Raw genomic sequence first — 25,091 nt, 5'->3', positions numbered from 1 at the left:
TTGATACTACCATTACAAATTAAAGCTTTGATCCCTTCTTCTTTAGTTTGAATTTTGAAAATATCCCTAGAAAGACCTTTGTTTGCACCTTCAGTTGTTTTAAAATAATTTGAAATAATATCTTTACTAATATTAGTTGAGGTTAAGATTTTGGAAGAATCGGTATGAAAAAGATAAGTTCCATCATCAGCTAAAACAGCAGCATGTGAATAAGGTGTTTTACCTATAGCCAAAACTTCTTCTGAGAATTTTTTCAAATCATAATCAGCAGCAACTACACCTATAACTTTTCCATTGTCTATAATAGGACTAGCATAAGAAATGGTTGGTTTTTGCATGCTAGATGATATGTAAGGATCTGTGACAATTAACTCTCTTTTTTCCTTGGCTTCTTTATACCATCCTCTAGATCTAGGATCATAACCACTTTCTGGAGTTTGATTATTGCCATTTGATCTAAATATAGTTCCATCTTCAAAACCCACATAGGTTAAATCAAAACCCAAAGAATTTCCTATAGAATTTAATAAACTAGTATATTGTGTTGAATTTAGATTATTTTTATTTTCTTTGATGTATTTTGTTAAAGAATTGATCACATTGCGTCTATCGCTTGCGTATAAATCAAATCTTTTACTCACATCAAAAGCAACCTTTTGTTGAAACTGAACTAACAGTGTATGGCTATTGGATTTAGATTTAACATAATTAAAAAAACCTAAAACACATAGTAAAACTACAACAAAAATACAAACTAAGAAAGCTATTTTGTTGGAAAAATTACCTAGTAGGTATTTCTTAATAGAAGAGAGCATTTTTTCTCCTTGATAAAGTCAATATTTGACTTTATGATTATGATGGTTTGTATGATTTTATTAAAAAAATATTTAAAAAATTATAAAAAAATTAATTTTTATTAAAAAATATTATATTTTTAGGATATTTTTAAATAAAAAATTCTAATTTTTTAGAAAGTAGAATTTTATTATCGGTATATTTTGCCCATTGTATATTTAGAGCAAAAATACAAGCTTTTGCAAGTTTTGCAAAGGGAAATTTTTCATAATATATTTTTTCTTGTTCTGCGGTAGCTTTTCTAAAAATAGCTTTAATTTGCACTCCTTTAATAAGATTGATAATATTTGTATCTAGTGCTATATTAACTCCTACTTTTGGATTTTTATAAGAAAGCTGAATGTGTTTAGTATGTTCTTCGCTAGCAAAAATCAATGCAAGATTTTTATCATCAAAAGCATAATAGCAACTTGCGCAATATATTTCATCATTATCTTGCACGCTCAAGGTTAAGAGTTTTTGAGAATGAATGAATTTTTTAATTCTCTCATCCATTATTTTTAGCTTCTAAATTTAAGATCTTTTGGTAACTTAAATGAGTTAAAAAAATTACATAAAATACTTGTAAAAATAGTCCAAGTAAAGGAATGCTTGATAAAATAAAAAATATTAAAGTACTTATTTTAAAGTTCAAAGGTGAAGAGTTCTTATAAAAATTATTAAAAGAATTTTTATCCAAGACATTGCTTAATACATCTAAGAGTAAAAGTTTATGAAATAAATAATAAAAAACTCCATAATAAATCACAATACTTATAAAAGGTATGATTAGTAAAAAAGTAGCGATTATAAATAATACGCAAAAAGTCAATATAAATTTAAATGTTTTGAGTAAAACTTCTAAAGAATTTACTTCTTTTTGTATGAAATAGTTGTAGTATTTTTGATTTATTTTTTTTACTATATAAGGCGTTAAAAAAGAAATAATTAGCATGGATAAAAATACTGAGGCAAAAACTACTATGAAAAATCCACCTATGGCACTCAAAAATGTAAGTGAAAATTGTACTATGGAAAAGCTAAAAAACCAAGCCATGAAAGTTCCGCTAATGACATCTTCAATATAAGAAAAAAAGATATCATAGGTGTAGAATACAAGCAAGGCTAAAATAATCAAACTAACAAAAAAAGGCAAAAAAGAAAATTTTAAAAAAGGTTTACTAAAAAAATTTTGCAAGCTTAGATATAAAATATTCATTTTAATTCATCGTAATAATTTTGAAGTTTTTTGTAAATTTCTTTATAATCTAAGGTTTCTTTTAAAATTTGATTTAAAACTTCATTATCTTCTACACCATTCCATGTTTTTTTATATGTGCCTTCTTTATAGCCATTTTCTTGTCTGAATTGATTTAAAATATTTTTTCCAATATATGTTTTGTAAAGTTTAAAGAAATTTAAGCCACATTTTCTAGCTAGAATAAAATAGACACTTAAAAGCTCACCTAAATCATAATCAAATCCACTGCATTTATGGATAATAAGCTCAATATCATTTAAAATTCCATAAATATCTGCTTCATTTGGATTAGAAGTTTCTTTGCAAAAATCATCAAAAAAACTTACAGAAGAAACTTCTTCTGCTATGAAATTTTTATCATTAATTTGTTTTTCTTTGTATTCTTCTAAAATTAAACTCAAGATAAAATGCCATATATCTACTATTTCAATACATACATTATCCCAGTTTGCAGGAGTGTGTATACTTTTCCAATGCTTCCAAGCAAAAGAGTCAATAAGTTCAGCACACTCCATATAAATACATCTTCTAAAGCTAATTAATTTACCTTCTTTGGTATAGCCATTTTCCCATCCTATACCATTAGTATCATCATTTAATTTTTGCTGGAGTTCTAGCATGCTTTTTAAAATATCTTTTACTTGCATTTATTTTCCTTCTTAAGCGTAAAATCCAAATTCTTTATTATTTTCTTCTTCTTTTTTCTTTTCTTGATTGTTATATTGCTTCCAAATTTCTTCTAATAATTTAGCACTATCTTGGAAAATCTGTTTTTTAATATCTTCAAGATCAGTTTTTGTCATTTCTTTATTTAAACTTTTATCCATAATATTAAATAACTCATGCAAGGTTGCTTTTTTATGCTCTTCATTTTTTGGTATAGGCAGAGCATCGCCAATTTTCATCGCAGTGGTGATAAGCTCTTTTGGCTTTAAGGTTCCTACTCTTGAGTTTTTCATAAATTCATCAATTTGAGGCTGTATTTTGGCTACTGCTTCTTTAATTTCTTCAATTTCTTCTTGTAAAAGTTTTGTGCCACTATATGAAAACGAAAAACCAAATTGATTTCTTAAACTCAAAGATGCTGAATTTCCATCTTTATCTAATTTTGCTTCTTTTTTATCGTACATAGAAAAAGAAAGATGATTGCCGTTTTTTGTTTTTATATCCATAGAAAAATTTTGAGAGTTGTAGCTAGAAATTTGCATAATGTTCCTTTCAAATCAAGATAAAGTTATATCGTCAAAATAACTAAATCTTAAATAAATTCGCAAAGTTTTTAAGCTTTGCAAATTTCAAATACTAGGGAGATAAATATTTTATCATTAAGTCTTTAAACACTCGTTAAATCCCAAAATAATTTTAGTATTTTTTCATTATTTGAGTGTATTAAAATTTGTTTTTTGTTATGTATATTTTTACATGCTTTTAAAGCCTGTTTTAAATTTTCTTTTAAAGAAAAAATCAATCCAAAAGCAATAGCTTCTTTATCTAAACCACCTAAAATATAAATCAAAGGCATACGCATTGACTTAGAAATATCAAGCTTTGCTTGTTCATTAATGGTAGTTTTAAAATCAAATTTGCTAGGATGTTTGAACTTATAAGCTAAAGCAAGATCTAAAAACTCATCTAAATGGCTTAATTTTTTTCCGCTAATAAAAGGATATATAAAATAAAATAAATCTAAGATGTTATTGCTAATTTTGCCTTCATTATTATAATTTTCTTGTATAAAATTATAATATGTTTTAAATTGCTCTTGGTAATTTTGCACTAAAGTCATAGCCATTTTGGTTTTTGCGAAATTATTTAAAAAAACTTTAGGATTAGCTTCAAAACTAAAATCTAAAAAATTAATCTTTGTATCATTTTGATAAAAAATCCCACTAGTATCACTTTCTAAATCTAGTAAAATATTATCTGAATTAAGCTCATTGTTAGAACTATTATGAATTATTTTATCATCTAATATAATAGAAAAATCATTATAAGCAAATTCATTGCTCATAGGTTTTTCATAAAAACCAAAATCATCCCAAAAATTCTCTTCACTACAGGCAATACAGCCATGTCCTGCAGCTACTGGCCAAGAGGTTTTGGAGTTAAATTTAACCTTAGGGCAATTATTATAAGCATAAGGTCCTTTACAACCTACTTTAAAAAGACAATAACCTTGTTTTATATTTTCATCGTTAAAACTTTGAGCAAAATTGCCTGCTTCAAATTTAGCTTTTCTTTCACATAAATCATGCAAACATTTACCATAAAAAGCCAAAGGTCTATTTTGTTCATCTAAAGCCATGTCTTGCTCAAATAATATATAAAAGCAAAGCGCTGCGATGATATTTACATCACTTGGAGGACAACCTGGTATATTGATTACTTTTTTTTCCAAGACTTTAGAAATTCCTATGCTTTTGGTAGGGTTTGGATGTGCAGCTTGAATTCCTCCATAGCTTGAGCAAGTTCCCATAGCAAAGATTGTTTTAGCATTTTTGGCACATTTTTGTAAAATTTCATATCCATTTTCACCATGTGCTCCTATAGTTAGATAAAAAGGATCTATAGCACAAACCCCGCCTTCAACGGCCAAAAGAAAATCTTTTTTTTCTAAAACTTCTTCTAAATGCGATTCTGCCTGGTGTCCGCTTGCACTCATAAAGGTTTCATGATATTCTAAAGAAATGAAATCAAAAATCAGATCTAAAAAGTCAGGCAATGAAGTTCTAAGCAAACTCTCACTACATCCTGTGCATTCACTTAAATGAAGCCATATGAGACTAGGTGGGGTGTGAAGTTGAAAATATCTATGTGCTAAAGGGCTAAAATCATTTGGCAAACCTAAAGTTTTAATGATAGAATTTACGGCTTCTAATGAGATATTTTTCTCTTCTTTATGCGAGTTTTCTAATAGAGCAATTTTATGCTCTAATATGCTTTTTAATTCTTCATTGCTTAAAGACATTTTTTAACCTTTGGCTATTTGTATCATATTTAAAAAATCATTTGCAATTAATGCGGCTGAACCTATTAATACTCCATCACAATTTTTTAAAGCACAAATTTCTTTAATATTGTTTTGATTAACACTTCCGCCATATAAAAGCTTAGCGTTAGTAAATTCTCTTAAAAAATTAAGTATGGTATTAATATCATCAAGATTAGCACTAACTCCTGTGCCTATAGAATAAATAGGCTCATATGCTATGATAAGTTTTTTATAAGATAAATCAATATTTTCAATTTGTTTTTTTAAAAAATCTAAGCTTTTATTAGTATTTTTGGTTTCTAAACTTTCGCCTATACAATAAATGATATTAAAATCAAGATTTTTTGCAAAATCAAATTTAGCTTTTAAAAAGCTTTCATTTTCATTTAAAGCTCTTCTTTCAGAATGACCTATTAAAACACTTTTGATATTAAATTCTTCTAAGTGAATTTTACCAATTTCTCCGGTATAGGCTCCATTTTCACAAGGGTAGAAATTCTGCGCGCCTTGCTGAAATGAAAAATTGTCTTTTAAAAAAGCTATGCTAGGAGGGAAGATGAAAATTTCATCTTCTTTGTTTAAGTTTTGGTTTAATTTTTGAGCGTAAAGTTCAAAGCTTGATCTTGTATGATTACACTTTAAATTTGCTGCAAAAATCATTCATTATCCTTTATGGTCAAAGGTTTTACACCAGGAAGTTCTTTTCCTTCTATAAGCTCTAATGATGCTCCACCACCGGTTGAAATGAAAGTCATCTCATCAGCATCACCTGCTCTTGCTACAACATCAGCAGTATCACCACCACCTATTACAGTTGTTGCGTGAGATTCACTAATATAATGGCTCATTTTAATGCTACCTTTTGAGAATTTATCGATTTCAAAAACCCCCATAGGCCCATTCCACCATATAGTTTGAGCATCAGAAAGTGCCTCTTTAAATAATCTTACGCTAGCAGGACCTATATCAAGTCCCATCCAACCTGCAGGAATTTCTTGCACAGGGGTGTATTTCATCACTGCCTCTTGGGAGCAAGTTTGCGCTGCTGTAACATCCACAGGAAGATAAATTTTTACACCTAGATTTTTACCTTTGAGTAAGATTTTATTTGCTTCTTCAATTAAATCTTCTTCTAAAAGAGAATTTCCTATATCATAACCTTGAGCTTTTAAGAAAGTAAAGGCCATACCTCCGCCTATGATTAATTTATCTACTTTTGGAAGTAAGTTAGTCAAAGCTTGTAATTTCCCACTTACTTTAGAACCACCTACTACGGCCACAAAAGGACGCGCAGGGTGTTTGATAAGATTGCTTGCAAACTCAATTTCTTTTTGGAGTAAAAATCCCGCACCCTTGTTTGTATTATCAAAGTATTTTGTAATAGCTTCAACGCTAGCATGGGCTCTATGACAAACCCCAAAAGCATCATTAATATAAACATCAGCCATAGAAGCAAGTTCTTTGGCTAAATTTTCATCATTCTTAGTTTCACCCTTTTCAAAGCGTAAATTTTCTAAAAGCAAAATTTCACTTGATTTTAATTCGCTAGCTTTTTTCTTTGCATCTTCACCTATAACATCTTTAGCCATGATGACTTCTTTAGCCATTAAGCGTGCAAGTCTTTTTGCAACTGGTTCTAAAGAGTATTTTGAAGCTATTTCTTTTGGACGCCCTAAATGTGAAGCTAAAATAACTGCACAGCCATTATCTAAACAATACCTTATAGTAGGGATGGCCGAGCGAATACGACGATCGTCGGTGATATTTAAAAACTCATCTTGAGGAACATTAAAATCACATCTTATAAATACTTTTTTCTTTGCAAGATCAATATCTTTAATCGATAAAATACTACTCATCTTAAGCCTTTGCTATAAATACTGCCATATCTACTAAACGAGAAGAATAACCCCATTCATTATCATACCAAGCAACCACTTTAACAAAATCATCACAAATAACTTGAGTTAAATCACTTGCTACAATTGCACCATAAGAGCAAGTTATAAAATCACTAGAAACTCTTTCTTCATCATCTACCAATAATATGCCTTTTAAATTACTAGCAGCTGCTTTTCTAAAGGCTTCATTGATTTCTTCTTTACTTACTTTTTTCTTTAAAGTTGCAGTTAAATCTACAGTTGATACATCAGCTACAGGCACACGCATGCTTTGACCATGTAATTTTCCATCAAGTTCAGGCATAACAAGCTTCATAGCTTTTGCTGCACCGGTAGAAGTAGGGATGATATTTTGTGCAGCAGCGCGTGATCTTCTTTTATCTCTTGCTTTTGCATCAATAATACTTTGACCATTGGTGTAAGCATGTATAGTAGTCATTAAACCTTTTTCTATGCCAAAATTATCTTGCAAAACTCTACAAATTGGTCCTAGGCAGTTGGTGGTACAACTTGCATTTGAGATGATATTTTCGCCTTTGTATTCATGTGCATTTACTCCTAAAACATAGGTTGGAGTTTTATCTTTTGCAGGTGCACTCATGATGACTTTTTGCACCCCATGATCTAAAAATCCTTGACATTTTTCCATAGTTAAGTGTGCACCGGTACACTCTAAAACAATTTGTGCGCCATATTTTGCAAAGTCCAAATCTGCTACATTTCTACTTTTTAAAACTTTTATTTTTTTATTATCAATTATTAAATCATCATTTTCATTTTCAACACTACCATCATATACCCCATGAACGGTGTCGTATTTAAAAAGATATTTTGTGAGTTCAATATCAGTAGTATCATTAATCGCTACAAGTTCTATATCATCGCGTTTCATGATAATTCTTGCAACACATCTTCCAATGCGTCCAAAGCCATTTATTGCAACTTTTACAGCCATTTTCATTTCCTTTTTATGATTAAGTAGATAAAATTCTACTAAAAAAAGGTTAAATTTTAATGAAAATCGCACTTTTTGGCGGTAGTTTTGATCCGCCTCATTTAGGTCATAATGCTATAGTCTTAAATGCATTAGAAAATTTAGAGCTTGATAAGCTCATTATTATGCCTACTTTTATTAGTCTTTTTAAACAAGAATTTACTGCAGATGAACAAAGACGCTTAAAATGGTGCAAGGAAATTTGGGGAAGCTTAATAAAAGTTGAAATTTGTGATTTTGAAATAAAAAAGCAAAGACCTGTACCTAGTATAGAAAGTGTTGAATTTTTATATAAGCAATATGAAATTTCAAAATTTTATCTTATTTTAGGAGCTGATCATTTGCAAAGTCTTGAAAAATGGCATGAATTTGAAAGATTGCAAAATTTGGTAGAATTTGTTATAGCTAAAAGAGATGATATTTTTATACCAAAACATTTTAAAACTTTAGATACTAAAGTAAATATCTCTTCATCTTTTATAAGACAAACTTTACAAACAACGCAAGTTTGTGAGCAAATCAAAGAAGAAGTTAAGCTTTATTATTCTAAATTTAAAAATATTTAACAAAAGGAAAACAATGCAAGAAAGAATTAATAATATAGTGCAGATTTTAGATGATAAAAAAGCAGATTTAATAGAAAGCTTTGATATGCAAGATAAGGATTATTTTGTTAAATTTGTAGTGATTGCTACTACTATGGGGGAAAGACACGCGCTTTCTTTGATTGATGATTTAAAAACTAATCTTAAAAGCAAAGGTGAGGAGTTTTTAAATATAGAAAGTAGTGAAGAATGGACTGTGCTTGATTTAGGAGATATTTTGATTCACTTAATGAGTGAAACTTATAGAACAAAATATAATATAGAAGAATTTTTGAAAAGTTTAAATAAAGAAAATCAAAACTAGGGTTAAGATTTGGATAATTTAATTACTGAGTTATCAGATTTAGCTAAAGAATATTTTGAAAATTCAGAATTTGAAAAATGTGATGAAGTTTTAAGCGAGCGTATTGTTTTTGGAAGCTTATCATAATAGAGCATTTTGTGGATTTAATTGTTTGAAATTTCAAGAAGTACTTTTGGCTTTCAATAAAACCATGTACTAGATAATACATATTATTTAGTATATTTTAACAGAGCTAGAGTTTATATACTTTTAGATAAGCAAATAAAAGCCTTAAAAAAATTGTAAACTTGTATTGATCTAGCTCTTGTTAAGAAGTGACTTTGAGAATTTGGAAGATTATCAAAAGGCTATAGAATTTTTTAATAAAATGATTGAGTAAACAAGTTTTAGAATATACCAAAGAATTACCAAAGCTTGATGGAGAAAATGAGTTTGCATTAAAAAATCAAAATATTTTAATGCAAAAATTAAAACAACAAAATAAAAAATGGTGGCAAATTTGGAATTAAATTAGAGTTTGTTGATATATTCTTCAATCTCTTTTTTGATTTTGTCTTTTTTGTCTTTTAAAGCTTGTTTTTTATTTTTATATTCTGTTTTACTCATATAATCTTTTTGTTTTTTTAATTCTTTTAACTCTTGTTCGATTTTTTCTATCTCTTGCTCTTTAAGTTTTTTAGCCTCTAATTTTTTATCATAAAAAAGAGGATCTTTTGCACAATCTGCTTGAACTTCTTTTAAGGCTAATTCTAAACTTAAAGCTTTTTCTTGATGATTGTAATTTTTAGCATAAGCTATTTCTTTTTGAATTTGCTTTATTTTAACCTCACATTGCGTGGAAAATGCAAGTGAGCAAAGCGTAAGTAAAAATAACAATTGCTTCATAGTTTAAACCTTTCTTTTTTCAAATTTTAGTTTATTATATTAAATAATTTATTTGCTGTTTTTAATAAAAACATGAGTTTTAAAAAAAGTTATTTGACCTTTTATAAAAATAAAGATGAATTATTATCAAGCTTATAGTTTGATTTTCTCATATTTTAAACTTATATGATTTTTATACTAAAATAATCCTAAGTAGATAATGTAATAGGATTTGATAACTAGAATTAATAAATTTTTAAACATGAATATTGTTTATTTTTTTAAGTAAAATTGATACAAATCCTTCAAAATCAGGCAATTTTAAATCCTTAATTTCTCTTTGTTGTTTTCCCCACATACTTTCAGGAAAAAACCCATCTTCTTTAAAGCGTGCCATAACATGAAAATGCACTCTTGGCACATAGTTTGCAAAGGAAGCTATGTTGATTTTTTCTGGGTTGTAGTATTCTCTAAGGCTTAACTCACAAGCTAAAACATACTGAAAAAGCATATTTTGCAAAAAGGCTGGACAATCACTTAATTCTCTGTAATTTTCTTTAGTAAAAATTTTTACCCAAGGAATTTGAGAATCTTCTTTTTCTATAAATAAAAAATCATTTTCATAAATCATCTAAATCCTTAAAAAGACTAGGGTTATTCCTAGTCTTTTGATTATTTTTTTACTCCTATCATTTTTGTAGGATCTACAAATTTAGCAAAGTCTTCTTCGCTTACTAAGCCAAGTTCCATAGCACTTTCTTTTAAAGAAATACCTTTTTTATGAGCATTTTTTGCTACTTTAGCTGCATTTTCATAGCCAATATGTGGATTTAGTGCAGTTACTAGCATTAAAGAATTATGCAAGTTAAAATCAATTTTTTCTTTATTTGGCTCTATACCAACAGCACAATGGATATTAAATGAATGCATAGCATCAGCTAATAAATTAAGGCTTTGCAAGAAGTTATAAATAATCACAGGTTTGAAAACATTAAGCTCGAAATTTCCTTGGCTTGCTGCAAAGCCAATAGCTGCATCATTTCCCATAACTTGCACTGCAACCATAGTTAAAGCTTCGCATTGAGTAGGATTAACCTTGCCTGGCATGATAGAACTTCCTGGTTCGTTTTCAGGTATGTTTAACTCTCCAAGACCACATCTAGGGCCACTTGCTAACCATCTAATATCATTTGCTATTTTCATTAAATTTGCAGCTAAGCCTTTCATGGCTCCATGAGTAAAATTAATAGCATCATGGCTTGTTAGGGCATGGAATTTATTTGGACTTGAAACAAATTTAGTGCCTATTAGCTTGCTTAATTCTTCGCTTACTTTTTCACTAAGTTCTGGATGCGCATTCAATCCTGTACCAACAGCTGTCCCACCTATTGCAAGTTCTCTTAATGTAGGTAAAGAAGCGATGATTTGCTCTTTTGAGTGAAGTAACATAGAAAGATATCCGCTAAATTCTTGAGCTAGGGTAAGTGGTGTAGCATCTTGAAGGTGAGTTCTTCCTATTTTAATAATTCCTTCAAATTCTTTTACTTTTTTTTCAAAAGTTGCAATAAGCTCATCTAAAGCAGGGATAAGTTTTTTCTCTACTTGCTCTACCGAAACTATACTCATAGCAGTTGGAAAAGTATCATTTGAACTTTGACTCATATTTACATGATCATTTGGATGAACAAGCTTTTCTTTTCTAAAATCTCCACCCATAATTTCAGTTGCACGGTTTGCTATAACTTCATTCATATTCATATTGCTTTGAGTGCCTGAACCTGTTTGCCATATTGCTAGTGGGAAATTATCGTCAAATTTTCCTGCTACAATTTCATCGCAAGCTTGCACGATAGCATTTTTTTTAGCATCATCTAATTTACCAAGTTTATTATTTACCAAAGCCAAAGATTTTTTAAGATTTGCAAAAGCATAAATTAAAACTTTTGGCATTTTTTCACAACCAATTTTAAAATTTTCAAAACTTCTTTCAGTTTGTGCTCCCCAATATTTATCATTAGGAACTTTAATCTCTCCCATAGTATCGTGTTCGATTCTGTATTCCATGGCCTTTCCTTGTAATAAAATAAGTTGTGATATTTAAACTAAATAAACCCTAAAGTTTGCTTATAATTTAAGAAGTATTTATAAAATTTTTGAAGAAAGGTGTAGTTTTTTTCAAAACTACACAAATACTATTCTACTGTAACACTTTTTGCTAGATTTCTTGGCATATCCACATCATTGCCAAGTCTTATAGAAACTTCTAAAGCTAGAAGCTGTAAGATTACCATCATTTCGAAAAATTCGCACATATAGTGCTCTTGTTTTGAAGTTTTTATAAAATCATCACTTAAATCAAAATCAAGTGGAGAGATAGCAAGTAAAGTAGAATCCCTTGCAGCTAATTCTTCTACATTTGATTTTGTTTTTTCATAAAGACAATTTTGCGGCATTAATGCAACGGTAAAAAGCTCACTATCTGCTAGAGCAATAGGCCCATGTTTCATCTCTCCTGCTGGATAGCCTTCTGCATGTAAGTATGAAATTTCTTTAAGTTTTAAAGCTCCTTCTAGTGCTAATGGATAAAACACATCTCTTCCTATAAAGAAAAAGCCATGGCCATGTAGGTATCTTTTTGAAATTCTATGTACTTTTTCATGCAAGTTTTGTTCAACTTTAACTATACTTGGTAAACTTCTTAGAGCTTTGATTTCTTTACTCATATCTAAATTTGCTTTTTGTGCAAGATAGATTGCAAGCATCCATAAAGTTGCTACTTGAGTGGCAAATGCTTTAGTTGAAGCTACGCCTTTTTCAATACCCGCTCTAGTAAGTAAAGATATATCAGCCAAACGCACGATGTTAGAATTATCCACATTGCATATTGCTAAAGTTTTAACTCCTTGTGTTTTTGCTATTTTTAAAGCTTCTAGTGTATCAGCTGTTTCGCCGCTTTGAGAGATTACTATAAAAAGAGTATTTTTACCTATAATGGCTTCTCTGTATCTAAATTCACTTGCTACTTCAACTTTAGTTTTAATTTTTGCAAGTCTTTCAAATAAATAAGCCCCACTTAATGCTGCATGATAGCTTGTACCACAAGCACAAAGTGTGATTTCATCTATGTTTTGTAAAAGAGTTTCATTTATATCTTCAAAAACAATCTGCTCACCTTGTAATCGTCCCATTAAAACTTCGCCTAAAACTCTACTTTGCTCATAAATTTCTTTTTCCATGAAAAACCTATAACCATCTTTTTGAGCATAACTTTTATCTTGACTTAAAGCCACAAAAGTAGGTTGTATACAAGCTTGATCATGACAAATTTTGCATTCATTTAAATTAACATATCCATAATCTCCATCTTCAAGATAAGCTACTTTATCCACTAAAGAAACTAAAGGTGCATCACTTGATGCAAAATAATATTCATTTTCATCGCCATTTTTTCCGATGATGAGTGGCACAGCATTTTTAGCAAAATAAATTGTATTAGGATCTTTTTTACTCACAAGCAAGATTGCAAAAGCACCTTTTAGTTCAGCTATGGTCTTTTTAAAAGCTTCAAATGGTTCTAAATTACTCGCATGATATTCAAATAAATGTACAATAACTTCAGTGTCAGTTTGACTTAGAAAATTAATACCTTCTTGTGTGAGTTTTGTTTTTAATTCTTGGTAATTTTCTATGATTCCATTATGTATTACACAAGAGTATTGTCCTAAATGTGGATGCGCATTTATTTCGGTTGGTTTTCCATGAGTTGCCCAACGCGTATGGCCTATAGCAAGCCCAAATCCATCACTATTAAAATTAGCAGTTTTGTTAGCTAAATTTTCTAATTTTCCAACTGCTTTAAAAAAGTCTAATTCTCCATCTTTCATTACTGCTATACCGGCGCTATCGTAGCCTCTGTATTCAAGCTCTTTTAAACCTTCTAATATGATTTTTTTCTTTTCTTTAGTTCCTATATAACCTACTATTCCACACATCTTTTACTCGCTTATTAGTGATTTAAGAATTTGATCTTTATGATCTTGCAAGCTTTCATTTTTATGCAAAATCAAAACATTTCGCGTTCTTTCTTTTATGGTTTGAATTTTTGCTGCACTTAAGATAATATCATATCTTGCAAGTACATCCATTACATAAGCCATTAAACCTTTTTGATCTTTTGTGTTTAAGGTTATTTTGGCATAGCTTTTGGAATAATTCATGTCTAATTTTAATTCATCTTTTTTAATGTTTGGTTTTTTTGCCTTTTTTTGTACTTTTAAATGCAATTTAGAATTAAGTAAATTTTCTAAACTTTGTTTTTGATTATCACTTACTATATCTGAATATTCAAATTTCAGATAAACTTTTTCATCAAATAATTCAAAAAAACTCATAAAGACTAAATTTAAAGAACTTAAAGTGTTGAGTATATTTTCAAGATTATTTTTTCTATTCATTATAAGCTCTAGAGTAAAATTATCTTGATTGTCAAGCCAAAAAGTAAAATTTTCTTTTTGCGCAATCTGTGTTATTTTAATAATTTTTTCAAAGCTATTTTTTATAAAAAAGAGATTAGATTTAATATGAGTGATATTGTTTTGAGTTTGCTCATCAAGATCTAAAAAAGCCTTGCTTCTTTTTAGAGTTTGTTCTTTTTTTACCCTTCTTTGACTCTCATCAATTAAATTTTCATCCTCAAAACCTTCTAGTGCATTTTGAAACAATCTTTCTAAACTTTTATAATAAAAATGATTTTCTATACCCAAAGCTTTAGCATTGCAAAAAGATAAAAGATGTAAGGTTTTTAGGGTATGAGTATCATTTAATTTGGAAATAAAATTTAATACAATAGTAGAATTATAAATATCTTCTTTTTCTATAATATCTTTAAAAGCATTGAAATTTTTAAATAATCTTAAGCCAAAATCTAAAAGTTCATTATCAACTTGGAATTTTCCAACATAAGCTCTGTAAATATTAGCTAAAGAAATTTCATTTTCTTCATGAATAGCACTTAAAAGTATGGTAAGCTTTATTATTAGAAGTGTTTTTTTATCAAATTTGCAATCTTTTTCTTCAAAGTATTTTAAGCAAAGTAATGCTCTATCTAATGCACTATAAATACCTTCTTCTTCGAGTAAAAATTTACTTTGAATTAATGGTTTGCAAAAATCTTTTAAAATGTTTGCATTGTTTAGTAGTTTTAAAATACTAAAAGAATGTTTTTTTTCTAATATACCTTTAAATAACTCCAAATTTTCATCATTATTTTTTGCTCTTTTTAATGCAAAAATTAGTTTAATATCAAAAATAAAATCCTCATCTTCTAGTTTTAAAAGTCGATTGAGTATTAAATTTAAATTTTCATTTTCATCTGAATGAGTAAAAAAGTTATCTTGTATTTCATAAAGTTTATTTTCTTTATAATGTTTTTCCTGGATGCATCTTGCTAAAAAATGTGTATAAATTCCACAAATTTGCATACTTTGCATTGCTTTTTGAATGAGTATGGATTTAAGATCTAAATTTTTCTTTTCTTTTTTATGCATTAAGTTGGCAAGTTCTTGTGAATTTTGTATTAAAAATAAATTTGTGTTTTTACCTTCTAAAAGATTCATTGCACATTTAAGTGAAAATAAAAAATCACTCGCAAGCTTAAATTCGCTAAATTCTTTTTCATTGATAAAATTAAGCATATAATTTTTGGGAGAATCTTTAAATAAAATATTTAAATTTTCTATATTAAGTTGCTCATCTAAACCGCCAAAATTTTTATTAATATCAAATTCTTGCTTGATTAAAGGTTGATAATAAGGGTTAAATTCTTGCAAGATTTTTAGAGCAAATTCTTCTTTTAACTCATCTTGAGCTTGGGAAATTTTTTCTTTGATTTGTTTAAATAAAATCTTAGAGCCACTAATATAGCGGTATTGTAAAATATTTTGTTTAAGCTCATTTTTAGCTATATTATAAAGTCCATTTATTTCACAAATTTGATAGTTAATGCTTAAACCAATATCGTTTAAAAAAGTAATAAATGCTTTCATTAAAGGCTTAATATTATAAGCTTTTATATCTTTATAAATGAGCAATAAATCAATATTTTCTTTTATGCTTAAATTCATTTTAGCATATTGTTTAATGGCGATAATACAAAAAGGAATTTTGTCATTATGTGGAAAAAAATCATCAAAAAAATCATTTAAAACAAGTTCATAAATATCTTCTATAAAACGATCAATCTCTTTAGAATGGTAAAAGCTAAAAGAGCCTTGCTTTAAAAAAAGTCTAGAACAATATGCCTCATAGTCTTTTAAAGAATTTTTTAATTTTTGAATTTTTTGCATATCCATTTTTGAAAATTATTCCTTGCTTTAAATTTTTGTTAAAATCATACCAAAAAATACTTTGTATTAAATTTTAAGTAAGTTAAAATTATAATTGTAGTTTAAAATTAAAAATATGGTAAGAATATGCAAACAATTATAGAAAAATTAGAAAATCAAGAAAGATTAAACGAAGAAGAGGCTAATAAACTTTGGGATTTAGAGCTTTTTACTCTAGCTAAATATGCACAAAAAATTCGTACTAATTTGCATGGCAAAAAGGTTTATTTTAATATCAATCGACATATTAATCCTACAAATATATGTGCAGATACTTGTAAATTTTGTGCTTTTTCAGCACATAGGAAAAATCCTAATCCTTACACTATGACACATGAAGAGATAATGAAAATAGTTGATGAGACAGTTTTAAGAGATACGAAAGAAATTCATATTGTTTCAGCGCACAATAAAAATACATCATGGCAGTGGTATTTAGAAATTTTTAAAATGATTAAAGAAAAATATCCATTTTTACACATTAAAGCTCTAACTGCTGCTGAGGTTGATTTTTTAAGTAGAGCTTTTGATATGAGTTATGAAGAAGTGATAGAAAAAATGCTTGAGTATGGTGTTGATTCTATGCCAGGTGGTGGAGCTGAAATTTTTGATGAAGAAGTTAGAAAAAGAATTTGTCATGGTAAGGTAAGTAGTGAAAATTGGTTAAAAATTCACAAACTTTGGCATGAAAAAGGCAAACAAAGTAATGCTACTATGTTATTTGGGCATATAGAAAGTAGAGAAAATAGAATTAATCACATGATAAGATTAAGAAATCTCCAAGATCAAACAAGTGGGTTTAATGCTTTTATTCCTTTAGTTTGGCAACAAGATAATAGTTTTATTACAGGTAAAAAGCCACTTGGCTCGGTGGAAATTTTAAAAACTTTAGCTATAGCAAGAATAGTGCTTGATAATATTAAAAATATCAAAGCTTATTGGGCAACTATGGGTATAAATTTAGCTATGGTGGCTCAAGATTTTGGCGCAAATGATTTAGATGGTACCATAGAAAAAGAAAGCATACAAAGTGCAGGTGGAGCAAAAAGTTCAAATGGCTTAAGTTTAAAAACCTTCATAGAGATGATTCAAAGTTCAGGTTATATAGCAATAGAGCGAGATAGTTTATATAATGAACTAAAAATTTATTAAGGATTAAAATGGATTTTTTTAAACTTAAAGAGCATAATAGCGATGTAAAAACTGAAATTTATGCAGGTATTGCTACCTTTTTAGCAATGATTTATATTATACCAGTTAATGCTAATATAATGAGCAATTCAGGTATGCCACTAGAAGCTTTAATCGTAGCAACCGCTTTGGTAACTATTATAGCTACTACTTTAAGTGCTTTTTTCTCTAATACTCCTGTGGCTATGAGTGTAGGCATGGGATTAAATGCGTATTTTACTTTTAGCGTGTGTAATACTTATCAAATTCCTTGGCAAAGTGCTTTGGGGGCTGTTTTTTTATCAGGTATTGTTTTTACTTTATTATCTTTTACTAATTTTAGAATTTGGGTTATAAAAAGCATACCAAATGATCTAAGAAAAGCTATATCAGCGGGTATTGGAACTTTTATAGCTTTTATGGGACTTGTGCAAATGGGAATTATTACCAAAAGCGAAGCAACTTTAGTAGGCTTGGGAGATTTTTCAAGCACTAAAGTACTTTTTGGATTATTTGGTTTGTTTTTAGTTTTTGTTTTTTGGGCTTGGAGGATTAAAGCTGCTTTTATCTTAGCTGTTTTTGTAAGTGCTTTGTGTGCTTGGATTTTTGGTATTGATGGAGCTAGGTTTCCAGAACAACTTTTATCGATGCCAGTTATAAACGGAGATAATGGCTTAAGTGCAATATTTGGTAAGCTTGATATTAAAGGAGCTTTAGAGCTTAGTATGATTCCTATAGTGCTTACTTTTTTTGTTACTCAGCTTTTTGATAGCGTAGGGACAATCACAGGCGTAGGCTCAAGAGGAAAAATATTTGATGATCCAAAACAAGGTGATAAAAAACTAGGAAAAACTTTAGGAGTAGATGCTGTTAGTTCAGCTATGGGAGCAGTTGTTGGCACCTCTACTGTAACGGCATTTGTGGAGAGTTCAGCGGGAGTTGAAGCAGGCGGTAGAACAGGTCTTACAGCTTTAGTTACTGCTATATGTTTTGTTTTCACTTTATTTTTACTACCGGTATTTAAAGCTATTCCTGCAAATTCTATTTATCCTGTATTGGTTCTTGTTGGAGTTTTAATGTTTATGGAAGTTGCAAATATTAATTTTAAAGATAAAGCAATAGCTGTGAGTGCGTTTTTTATTATTATTATGATGCCGCTGACTTATTCTATTACAACAGGTTTTGCTTTTGGTTTTATTGCGTATTTATTTATGCGTATTATGCAAAAAGAATTTGATAAAATTAATCTTGGAATTATCATTTTAAGTGCAATTTCATTATTGGTATTTTTATTACAATTTTTATAGGAAGTGATTATGTATTATTATGCTTATGAAGAATTTCAAAAAGAAATTATCCCTTTTACGCGCAAAATAAAAGAGGAATTTAATCCCGATGTTTTACTTGCTATAGCAAGAGGTGGTATGACTTTAGGCCATTTTTTAGCAGAAGGTATGGGTAATAGAAATTTATTTTCTTTAAATTCTATCCATTATGAAGATACTCAAAAATTAGATACGATTAAAATTTTTAATATTCCTGATCTTAGCTCATATAAAAAAGTTCTTTTGGTAGATGATATCATAGATAGTGGTGAAACTATGATAGAAATTAAGAGAGTCTTAAGTCAAAAGTTTCCTCATTTAGAGCTTAAAGTAGCAAGTGTTTTTTACAAAACTTCAGCATTATTAATCCCTGAATTTTATATTAAAGAAGCTAAAGAATGGATTGATTTTTTCTGGAGTATTAAAATTTAGTTTATTATTAGCTATAAATAATACAATATAATTAAATACTAAACTAAAAGGAAGGACAAACATGAGTTTAACAAGAAGAAAATTCTTAAAAGGTCTTGCTGCAACTTCAGCAGTTGCTTCCGTTAATCCTTTAATGGCAGCACAAACAAAATTTTACGATACTAAAAAAATTCCTCATGCAACTCACTTTGGTGCTTTTTGGGCTGAAGTAAATTCAGAAGGAAAAATAGTAAAAGTTACTCCACAAAAATCTGATAAACATCCTTCAGTAATAACTGATGCCATTATCGATAGAACTTATTCAGACACTAGGGTAAAGTATCCTTGTGTTAGAAAAAGCTTTTTAGAAGGTAAAAAAAGACCTAAATTAAGAGGTAAAGAACCTTTTGTAAGAGTAAGTTGGGAGAAAGCTTTAGAGCTTGTATTGGAAAAATTAAAAGAAACCCCTATTGAAAATTTATTTAATGCAAGTTATGGTGCATGGGGACATGTAGGTTTATTGCACAATTGTAACTCAGTAGCAGGAAGATTTTTTAATACCGCTTTAGGTGGCCATATTGGTACTGATGGTGAGTATAGTAATGGTGCTGCTGGTAAAGTAAATGCTAGTATAGTAGGAGATTTGGAAGTTTATTCTTTACAAACTTCTCATGAAGTTATTTTGGAAAACACTCAGGTTTATGTTTTATGGGGAGCTGATCTTTATAAATGTAATCAAATTGATTTTAAAGTTGCAAATCGTGGTAATGATGATTATTATAAAAAATACAGCAAATCAAAAATTAAATTTATAACTATTGATCCTCAATATACTCAAACAGCAGAAATTTTAAATGCCCAGTGGATTAAGATTCGTCCAAATACTGATGTTGCTTTAATGCTTGGTATGATGAATTATTTATATAAAAGTGGAAAATATGATAAAAAATTCATTGAAAAATACACTGATGGTTTTGACAAATTCTTACCTTATTTGCTTGGAAAAACTGATGGTATTGATAAAACTCCAGCTTGGGCTGCAAATATTACCGGCGTTGAAGAAAAAGTTATTACCGCATTAGCAGATACTTTTGTAAAAAATAGAACCTTTTTAGCAGGTAACTGGGCTATGCAAAGAGCACACCATGGTGAGCAAGCTGATTGGACTTTAATGGTTTTAGCTTCAATGATAGGTCAAGTAGGCTTACCTGGTGGTGGATTTGGTTTTTCTATGCATTATTCAGGTGGTGGTCAAGCATTTTCAGGTGTAAGATTACCAGTAGGTTTACCACAAGGTAAAAATAATCTTGATACTAATATTCCTGCAAGTAGAGTTTCAGAAGCTATTTTAAATCCAGGTAAAACAGTTAAATTTAAAGGTAAAGAAATCACTTATCCTAAAATTAAACTCATGTATGTAGTGGGCGCTTCTGTATTGGGCCATCATCCAAATACAAATGAACTTATCAAAGCTTTAAGAACACTTGATACATTAATTGTACATGAGCCTTGGTGGACTCCTATGGCAAAAATGGCAGATATTGTATTACCTTCAACTACAACTTTAGAAAGAGATGATATTAGCTTTGGTGGCTCTTATTCTCAAGATTATGTTTATGCTATGAAAAAAGTAATTGAGCCTTATTTTGAAAGTAGAAATGACTATGATATTTTCGAAGAATTAGCAAAAAGAATTGGCGAGAGAGAGCATAAAAAATTTACAGGTAATAAAACAAAACAACAATGGCTTGAAGGTTTTTATGGAAGAAGTGATTGTCCTTATTATATGGAATTTGCTGACTTTTGGAAACAAGGTTTTATCCATTTTGAACCACCAAAAGAAGCTTATAATTTTGTAAGACACTCTGAATTTAGAGCCGATCCTGTGGCAAATAAACTTGCAACAGAAAGTGGAAAAATCCAAATTTATTCTCCAAAATTTGAAAAATACAATTTAGATGATTTTAAAGCACATCCAACATGGTTTGAGCCTGCAGAGTGGCTGGGTAATGAAAAATTAGTTAAAAAATTTCCTTTCCATTTAGTAAGTCCACATCCAAGATATAGAGTGCATTCTCAACTTGATAATACTTGGGTGAGAGATTTGTATAAAATTCAAGGTAGAGAACCTGTGATGATTAATACAAATGATGCCAAAAAACTTGGTATTACCCACGGAGAAGTTGTAGAAGTATATAACGATCGTGGATCACTTTTAGCAGGTGCTTTTGTAACAGATAATATCATGGAAGGAGTTGTTAGTATCCAAGAAGGTGCTTGGTATGACCCTGAAGATGTAAGCGATAGCAAGCCAAGATGTAATGCAGGTCATGTAAATGTTTTAACAAGCTCAAGACCAACTTCAACTATGGCTCAAGCAACTAGTGTAAATACTTGCTTAGTGGGTATTAAAAAGCTAAAAGAAGTTATAAAACCTTATAATTCAACTACACCACCAGAAATCATAGGAGCTTAAAATGAAGAAAATTATATTGACATTAACTTTTTTAGCTAGTGCTTTGTTTGCTAAAGATATGTTTATTTTTAATGAAAAAGTAGATCTTTTAGATAGTGCTAGTAAAAAAGTAGTAGGACAAATTTATGAAGGCTCTAAAGTGGAGCTTATAAAAGAAGAAGGTGAATACTCTTTAATTAAAGTCAAAGGTGAGGTTGTGGAGTCAAATCCAAAAAGCCTTGCTTATACCAAAGATGGAATTTATCTTTTACTTACTTTAAATGGTAAAAATGCAAGTAATGAAATGGAATTTTTAGTTAAAAGTAAAGATTTGACCGATCAAGAAATTCTTGCTTGGGATGAGATAGAATTAACTTATTATGATACTTGCACAAGTTGTCACGCAGCACATAAACCAAAAGAACATTTAATGGAAGAATGGGATGCATATTTATCTGCTATGCAAGGTTTTGCTAAAATCACTGATGCGGAAAAAGATAGAATTTTAAGATTTTTACAATCTCACGCAAGTAATGGGCCTGTAAAACTTGACTAATCAAAAATGAAAAGGTATTTATTAGCCGTTTTATTTTTTGATTTTTGTGCTTTATTATATGGTGTAAGCACTTTATCTATCAGCTACAATGAAGCACAAATTTATTTTTACGATCATAGCTTAATTGCTATGATTGCTAGATTTGGTACTGCTCTTCTTGGACAAAATGATTTTGGATTAAGACTTCCGTTTGTTTTGTTGCATTCTTTAAGTTGTATTTTGTTGTATATTTTGGCTTTAAGATACACCAAAACTTCTTTTGATGCTTTTATTTCTGTTGTGCTTTTTATATTGCTTCCTGGTAGTGTAGCCAGCGCTTTGCTTATCAATGAATCTAGCATAGTAATATTTTTTACGCTTTTGATTTTGGTGCTGTTTGAATATAAAAAATTCTTTTTATTTTATATCTTGTTTTTTTTAGTTCTTTTTGTAGATGGAAATTTTGTAATTTTATATTTATCTTTTTTCTTTTTTGCTATATATAAAAAAGATAAATTACTTATTGCATGCTCTTTGATTTTATTTGCTATTGCAATGAGTATTTATGGTTTTGATGCAAGTGGAAAACCTAAAGGATATTTTTTAGATACTTTAGGTATTTTTGCAGCTTGCTTTTCACCTTTAATTTTTCTTTATTTTTTTTATGTTATTTATAGAATTCTTTTACAAGATGATAAACCTCTTTTATGGTTTATTAGTGCAACTACTTTCGTTTTTTGTTTGATTTTTTCTATAAGACAAAGACTTTTTTTAGAAGACTTTTTACCTTTTTGTGTAGTTTGTACTCCATTATTAGTTCGTTATTTAATGTCTTCTTATCGCTCAAGAATGCCACAATTACGCCTAAAACATAAAATTTTTATAGAATGCTCTTTAGTTTTTTTACTATTTTTTTATCTTGGTATTATTTTTAATCAAAGTTTTTATTATTTATTAAAAGATCCAAAAAAACATTTTGCTTATGATTATCATATTGCTAAAGAATTGTCTTTAAAGTTAAAACAAAGAAATTTTACACATATTTTCACTAAAGATAAAGAGTTAGCTTTAAGACTTAAATTTTATGGTATTTCCAAAGGTAAATTAGAACTTCATTCTAGTAAAAAAACTAGTAAGATATATGTTAGTTTAGGTAGGCATAAAATTTATTATTATATAAAATGAAACAAGCTTTTACTTTAATGGAATTAGTTTTTGTTTGTATTATATTATCTTTATTGTTTTCTATGGGGTATTTTTATTACAAACCTGACTATTTGCGTTTAGGGGCTGAACAAATTTTAAATGATATTAAATACACAAGACATTTAGCATTAATACAAAATGATTTTAGAGTAAAAGAATTTAATATTGCTAAACGAGAGTGGTTTAAAGCCAAATGGCAATTATATTTCATACGCTCAAAGTCAGCTACAAATAATGAACAAACTTATACTATTTTTTTAGATAAAAATGGTGATGGTAATGCAAATATAGGTAAAAACATGATTAATAAAGACAGAGAAATAGCTGTTGATTTAATTAATCCAAACTTATTGATGAACTCAGGACAAAGCGGAGTAATAAATCAAAATGATTCTAAGGCGAATTTAAAATATAATATAGAAAAAACATATGGTATTTCAAAAGTTTTGTTTGAAGGTGCTTGCAAGGGAAGTACGCGTTTAATTTTTGATGATTATGGTCGCTTATATACACCTTTGAAAAATGCTATGCGTCCTTATGATAAGCTCTCATCTTTTAATAATAACTGCATTATAAGATTATCTAATAAACAAGATCAGCATATATGTATAGTTATAAATCCTATTAGTGGTTATGCTTATATACCTAATTTTTCTTCACTAAACCAGCAGAGTATTATTTTAAATAATAAACAAATATTTTGTCATAATATATAATTTTTATTAAAATTTATTATTTTTTTGATAAAATATATTTACTAAAATACTTCAATTTAAATACAAAAAAGGAGATACATGAATGCAAATACACAAATGAGTGTGAAAAATAAATTGTCCATTGTTGTTGGTGTTATTGTCTTTTTAGCTTTATCAATAATCACTATAATGGCATTTGTTTCTAGTAGAAATAATTTAATTTCAAACAGTAAACAAGCGAATGAAGATTATTTATTGATCACAGAAACTCAAGTAGAAGGATATGTTGATGGCTATATAGATATTTTACTTGCCATAAAAAAATACATTGATTCTTTGGGAAAAAATCAAGTTTTAAATTTTGATTCTATGGAGCAAATGCTAGGAGATGATTTAAAAATTTTTAAAGATGGATCAAATACTTTAGCTGTCTATGTTGGTTTTCCCGATGGAACTATGCTTGTAAGTGATACTGTTTCTGATAAAAAAGGGGTTAATTTTAGAAAAAGAGGTGGTGGAATTTCTTCTTATGATGATCCAAGTTACGATGCTACTTCTAGAGACTGGTATAAAGGGGCTATTGCAAATGATGGAGTGTTTATAAGTGATGTTTATGAAGATTCTGTTACAAAATTACCTAGTTTTACTTATTCTACCCCGATTAAGAAAAATGGTAAGTTGATAGGTGTTTTAGGTGTTGATTTACTACTAACATCTTTGCAAAAGACCTTTGAAAAACTTCCAGGAAATGTTTTTGTTTTTGATACAACAAGCTCTATTCCTTTTGCTTCAAATAATAAATCACTAATCTTAACTCAACATCCAAGTATAGAAGAGATAAAAAAATATCATCAACAATTTGGAGATTATAAAACATTTGAATATATAAGCGTTGATACACAAGAAGAAAGATTTGGAATTTGCGCTAATATAGATAATTCAAAAGCTAAAGTAAGCTATATTGCTTGTGCAACTCAAAAGCAAGATGAGTTGGAAATGTTGGTTTTAAAAGACGCATATAAGCAAATTATTTTTTCTATTATTATATTGTTTATTTCATGTTTTGCTATTTACTTTTTTTCTTCAAAATTACTATCCCCTTTACAAGCAATCCAAAAAGGTATCAATTCTTTCTTTGACTTTATCAATCATAAAA

24 protein-coding genes and 1 pseudogene are annotated in these 25,091 nt (G+C 28.8%); 11 read left to right on the top strand and 14 right to left on the bottom strand.

From position 1 onward, the window contains the following. Nucleotides 1-146 precede the first annotated feature (146 nt). From L8X38_RS08490 to gap, 9 genes and pseudogenes are all read right to left on the bottom strand, one after another. Nucleotides 147-815: pseudogene (locus L8X38_RS08490) on the bottom strand (cache domain-containing protein); the annotation flags it as partial. A 130-nt stretch (nt 816-945) separates the two neighbouring features. Further along, on the bottom strand, nt 946-1,350 hold the full coding sequence (locus L8X38_RS01220; RefSeq protein ID WP_263661056.1) for a hypothetical protein: 405 nt from the start codon (nt 1,348-1,350) through the stop codon (nt 946-948). Beyond that, the gene (locus L8X38_RS01215) at nt 1,343-2,053 is read right to left on the bottom strand and encodes an EI24 domain-containing protein (RefSeq protein WP_133319362.1); all 711 of its coding nucleotides are present in this window, start codon (nt 2,051-2,053) and stop codon (nt 1,343-1,345) included. The genes L8X38_RS01220 and L8X38_RS01215 overlap by 8 nt, the downstream gene beginning before the upstream one ends. Then, nucleotides 2,050-2,742: a dUTP diphosphatase gene (locus L8X38_RS01210; protein ID WP_133319361.1), complete on the bottom strand. Its 693-nt coding sequence runs from the start codon at nt 2,740-2,742 to the stop codon at nt 2,050-2,052. The genes L8X38_RS01215 and L8X38_RS01210 overlap by 4 nt, the downstream gene beginning before the upstream one ends. 12 nt (nt 2,743-2,754) lie before the next feature. After that, the gene (locus tag L8X38_RS01205; protein ID WP_263661055.1) at nt 2,755-3,303 is read right to left on the bottom strand and encodes an ATP-binding protein; all 549 of its coding nucleotides are present in this window, start codon (nt 3,301-3,303) and stop codon (nt 2,755-2,757) included. A gap of 125 nt (nt 3,304-3,428) precedes the next feature. After that, a complete protein-coding gene (locus tag L8X38_RS01200; RefSeq protein ID WP_263661054.1) occupies nt 3,429-5,063 on the bottom strand; it encodes a hydrogenase small subunit in 1,635 nt (544 codons plus the stop codon). Between the two features lie 3 nt (nt 5,064-5,066). Next, complete coding sequence (locus L8X38_RS01195; RefSeq protein WP_263661053.1) at nt 5,067-5,747, bottom strand: triose-phosphate isomerase; 681 nt, start codon at nt 5,745-5,747, stop codon at nt 5,067-5,069. Beyond that, nucleotides 5,744-6,946: a phosphoglycerate kinase gene (locus L8X38_RS01190; RefSeq protein WP_263659824.1), complete on the bottom strand. Its 1,203-nt coding sequence runs from the start codon at nt 6,944-6,946 to the stop codon at nt 5,744-5,746. The genes L8X38_RS01195 and L8X38_RS01190 overlap by 4 nt, the downstream gene beginning before the upstream one ends. A gap of 1 nt (nt 6,947) precedes the next feature. Continuing rightward, on the bottom strand, nt 6,948-7,943 hold the full coding sequence (gap, locus tag L8X38_RS01185) for a type I glyceraldehyde-3-phosphate dehydrogenase (RefSeq protein WP_220566300.1): 996 nt from the start codon (nt 7,941-7,943) through the stop codon (nt 6,948-6,950). 59 nt (nt 7,944-8,002) lie between these two features. Between gap and nadD the strand changes: the two genes are divergently transcribed. The 3 genes from nadD (at nt 8,003) to L8X38_RS01170 (ending at nt 9,400) form a co-directional block, all read left to right on the top strand. After that, complete coding sequence (gene nadD / locus L8X38_RS01180; RefSeq protein ID WP_220566299.1) at nt 8,003-8,548, top strand: nicotinate (nicotinamide) nucleotide adenylyltransferase; 546 nt, start codon at nt 8,003-8,005, stop codon at nt 8,546-8,548. A 13-nt stretch (nt 8,549-8,561) separates the two neighbouring features. Continuing rightward, nucleotides 8,562-8,891, top strand: a complete 330-nt coding sequence (gene rsfS, locus L8X38_RS01175) for a ribosome silencing factor (RefSeq protein ID WP_133319354.1) — start codon at nt 8,562-8,564, stop codon at nt 8,889-8,891. Nucleotides 8,892-9,262: 371 nt separating this feature from the next. Beyond that, a complete protein-coding gene (locus L8X38_RS01170) occupies nt 9,263-9,400 on the top strand; it encodes a hypothetical protein (RefSeq protein ID WP_263661052.1) in 138 nt (45 codons plus the stop codon). A 1-nt stretch (nt 9,401) separates the two neighbouring features. Here L8X38_RS01170 and L8X38_RS01165 read toward each other — a convergent pair whose 3' ends face one another. From L8X38_RS01165 to L8X38_RS01145, 5 genes are all read right to left on the bottom strand, one after another. Then, the gene (locus L8X38_RS01165) at nt 9,402-9,776 is read right to left on the bottom strand and encodes a DUF1090 family protein (RefSeq protein WP_220566297.1); all 375 of its coding nucleotides are present in this window, start codon (nt 9,774-9,776) and stop codon (nt 9,402-9,404) included. 235 nt (nt 9,777-10,011) lie between these two features. Further along, entirely contained in the window at nt 10,012-10,386 is a 375-nt protein-coding gene (locus L8X38_RS01160) for an HIT family protein (RefSeq protein ID WP_263661051.1), read from the bottom strand. A gap of 41 nt (nt 10,387-10,427) precedes the next feature. Beyond that, nucleotides 10,428-11,819 (bottom strand): class II fumarate hydratase, encoded by a 1,392-nt coding sequence (fumC, locus tag L8X38_RS01155; protein WP_263661050.1) that lies wholly within the window; start codon nt 11,817-11,819, stop codon nt 10,428-10,430. A gap of 128 nt (nt 11,820-11,947) precedes the next feature. Then, nucleotides 11,948-13,747: a glutamine--fructose-6-phosphate transaminase (isomerizing) gene (gene glmS / locus L8X38_RS01150; RefSeq protein ID WP_263661049.1), complete on the bottom strand. Its 1,800-nt coding sequence runs from the start codon at nt 13,745-13,747 to the stop codon at nt 11,948-11,950. 3 nt (nt 13,748-13,750) lie between these two features. Then, nucleotides 13,751-16,105, bottom strand: coding sequence for a nucleotidyltransferase (locus L8X38_RS01145; RefSeq protein ID WP_263661048.1), 2,355 nt, complete (start codon nt 16,103-16,105; stop codon nt 13,751-13,753). Nucleotides 16,106-16,225: 120 nt separating this feature from the next. Here L8X38_RS01145 and mqnE point away from each other — a divergent pair, with 120 nt between their 5' ends. From mqnE to L8X38_RS01105, 8 genes are all read left to right on the top strand, one after another. Next, nucleotides 16,226-17,290, top strand: coding sequence for an aminofutalosine synthase MqnE (gene mqnE, locus L8X38_RS01140; protein ID WP_133319349.1), 1,065 nt, complete (start codon nt 16,226-16,228; stop codon nt 17,288-17,290). Between the two features lie 8 nt (nt 17,291-17,298). Next, on the top strand, nt 17,299-18,615 hold the full coding sequence (locus tag L8X38_RS01135; protein WP_263661047.1) for an NCS2 family permease: 1,317 nt from the start codon (nt 17,299-17,301) through the stop codon (nt 18,613-18,615). A gap of 9 nt (nt 18,616-18,624) precedes the next feature. Next, nucleotides 18,625-19,065: a phosphoribosyltransferase gene (locus L8X38_RS01130; RefSeq protein ID WP_133319347.1), complete on the top strand. Its 441-nt coding sequence runs from the start codon at nt 18,625-18,627 to the stop codon at nt 19,063-19,065. A gap of 61 nt (nt 19,066-19,126) precedes the next feature. Continuing rightward, on the top strand, nt 19,127-21,520 hold the full coding sequence (locus L8X38_RS01125) for a molybdopterin guanine dinucleotide-containing S/N-oxide reductase (protein ID WP_263661046.1): 2,394 nt from the start codon (nt 19,127-19,129) through the stop codon (nt 21,518-21,520). A 1-nt stretch (nt 21,521) separates the two neighbouring features. After that, nucleotides 21,522-22,055, top strand: a complete 534-nt coding sequence (locus L8X38_RS01120; RefSeq protein ID WP_133319345.1) for a hypothetical protein — start codon at nt 21,522-21,524, stop codon at nt 22,053-22,055. A 6-nt stretch (nt 22,056-22,061) separates the two neighbouring features. Next, nucleotides 22,062-23,219, top strand: a complete 1,158-nt coding sequence (locus tag L8X38_RS01115; protein WP_263661045.1) for a hypothetical protein — start codon at nt 22,062-22,064, stop codon at nt 23,217-23,219. After that, complete coding sequence (locus tag L8X38_RS01110; protein ID WP_263661044.1) at nt 23,216-23,956, top strand: Tfp pilus assembly protein FimT/FimU; 741 nt, start codon at nt 23,216-23,218, stop codon at nt 23,954-23,956. Before L8X38_RS01115 ends, L8X38_RS01110 begins: the two co-directional genes overlap by 4 nt. Before the next feature lie 78 nt (nt 23,957-24,034). Further along, a partial coding sequence (locus L8X38_RS01105) for a cache domain-containing protein (protein WP_263661043.1) occupies nt 24,035-25,091 on the top strand: 1,057 nt, incomplete at its 3' end.

The sequence above is a fragment of the Campylobacter sp. CNRCH_2014_2452 genome (assembly GCF_025772865.1).
Lineage (GTDB): Bacteria > Campylobacterota > Campylobacteria > Campylobacterales > Campylobacteraceae > Campylobacter_D > Campylobacter_D lari_D.
The sequence above is the reverse complement of the archived record's forward strand: the minus strand, read 5'-3'. Positions and strand labels throughout refer to the sequence as shown.

Excerpts from the sequence above, each read along its gene's own strand:
- L8X38_RS01220 (WP_263661056.1), bottom strand. The coding sequence starts at position 1,350 with ATGGATGAGAGAATTAAAAAATTCATTCATTCTCAAAAACTCTTAACC.
- L8X38_RS01215 (WP_133319362.1), bottom strand. The coding sequence starts at position 2,053 with ATGAATATTTTATATCTAAGCTTGCAAAATTTTTTTAGTAAACCTTTT.
- L8X38_RS01210 (WP_133319361.1), bottom strand. The coding sequence starts at position 2,742 with ATGCAAGTAAAAGATATTTTAAAAAGCATGCTAGAACTCCAGCAAAAA.
- L8X38_RS01205 (WP_263661055.1), bottom strand. The coding sequence starts at position 3,303 with ATGCAAATTTCTAGCTACAACTCTCAAAATTTTTCTATGGATATAAAA.
- L8X38_RS01200 (WP_263661054.1), bottom strand. The coding sequence starts at position 5,063 with ATGTCTTTAAGCAATGAAGAATTAAAAAGCATATTAGAGCATAAAATT.
- L8X38_RS01195 (WP_263661053.1), bottom strand. The coding sequence starts at position 5,747 with ATGATTTTTGCAGCAAATTTAAAGTGTAATCATACAAGATCAAGCTTT.
- L8X38_RS01190 (WP_263659824.1), bottom strand. The coding sequence starts at position 6,946 with ATGAGTAGTATTTTATCGATTAAAGATATTGATCTTGCAAAGAAAAAA.
- gap (WP_220566300.1), bottom strand. The coding sequence starts at position 7,943 with ATGGCTGTAAAAGTTGCAATAAATGGCTTTGGACGCATTGGAAGATGT.
- nadD (WP_220566299.1), top strand. The coding sequence starts at position 8,003 with ATGAAAATCGCACTTTTTGGCGGTAGTTTTGATCCGCCTCATTTAGGT.
- rsfS (WP_133319354.1), top strand. The coding sequence starts at position 8,562 with ATGCAAGAAAGAATTAATAATATAGTGCAGATTTTAGATGATAAAAAA.
- L8X38_RS01165 (WP_220566297.1), bottom strand. The coding sequence starts at position 9,776 with ATGAAGCAATTGTTATTTTTACTTACGCTTTGCTCACTTGCATTTTCC.
- L8X38_RS01160 (WP_263661051.1), bottom strand. The coding sequence starts at position 10,386 with ATGATTTATGAAAATGATTTTTTATTTATAGAAAAAGAAGATTCTCAA.
- fumC (WP_263661050.1), bottom strand. The coding sequence starts at position 11,819 with ATGGAATACAGAATCGAACACGATACTATGGGAGAGATTAAAGTTCCT.
- glmS (WP_263661049.1), bottom strand. The coding sequence starts at position 13,747 with ATGTGTGGAATAGTAGGTTATATAGGAACTAAAGAAAAGAAAAAAATC.
- L8X38_RS01145 (WP_263661048.1), bottom strand. The coding sequence starts at position 16,105 with ATGGATATGCAAAAAATTCAAAAATTAAAAAATTCTTTAAAAGACTAT.
- mqnE (WP_133319349.1), top strand. The coding sequence starts at position 16,226 with ATGCAAACAATTATAGAAAAATTAGAAAATCAAGAAAGATTAAACGAA.
- L8X38_RS01135 (WP_263661047.1), top strand. The coding sequence starts at position 17,299 with ATGGATTTTTTTAAACTTAAAGAGCATAATAGCGATGTAAAAACTGAA.
- L8X38_RS01130 (WP_133319347.1), top strand. The coding sequence starts at position 18,625 with ATGTATTATTATGCTTATGAAGAATTTCAAAAAGAAATTATCCCTTTT.
- L8X38_RS01125 (WP_263661046.1), top strand. The coding sequence starts at position 19,127 with ATGAGTTTAACAAGAAGAAAATTCTTAAAAGGTCTTGCTGCAACTTCA.
- L8X38_RS01120 (WP_133319345.1), top strand. The coding sequence starts at position 21,522 with ATGAAGAAAATTATATTGACATTAACTTTTTTAGCTAGTGCTTTGTTT.
- L8X38_RS01115 (WP_263661045.1), top strand. The coding sequence starts at position 22,062 with ATGAAAAGGTATTTATTAGCCGTTTTATTTTTTGATTTTTGTGCTTTA.
- L8X38_RS01110 (WP_263661044.1), top strand. The coding sequence starts at position 23,216 with ATGAAACAAGCTTTTACTTTAATGGAATTAGTTTTTGTTTGTATTATA.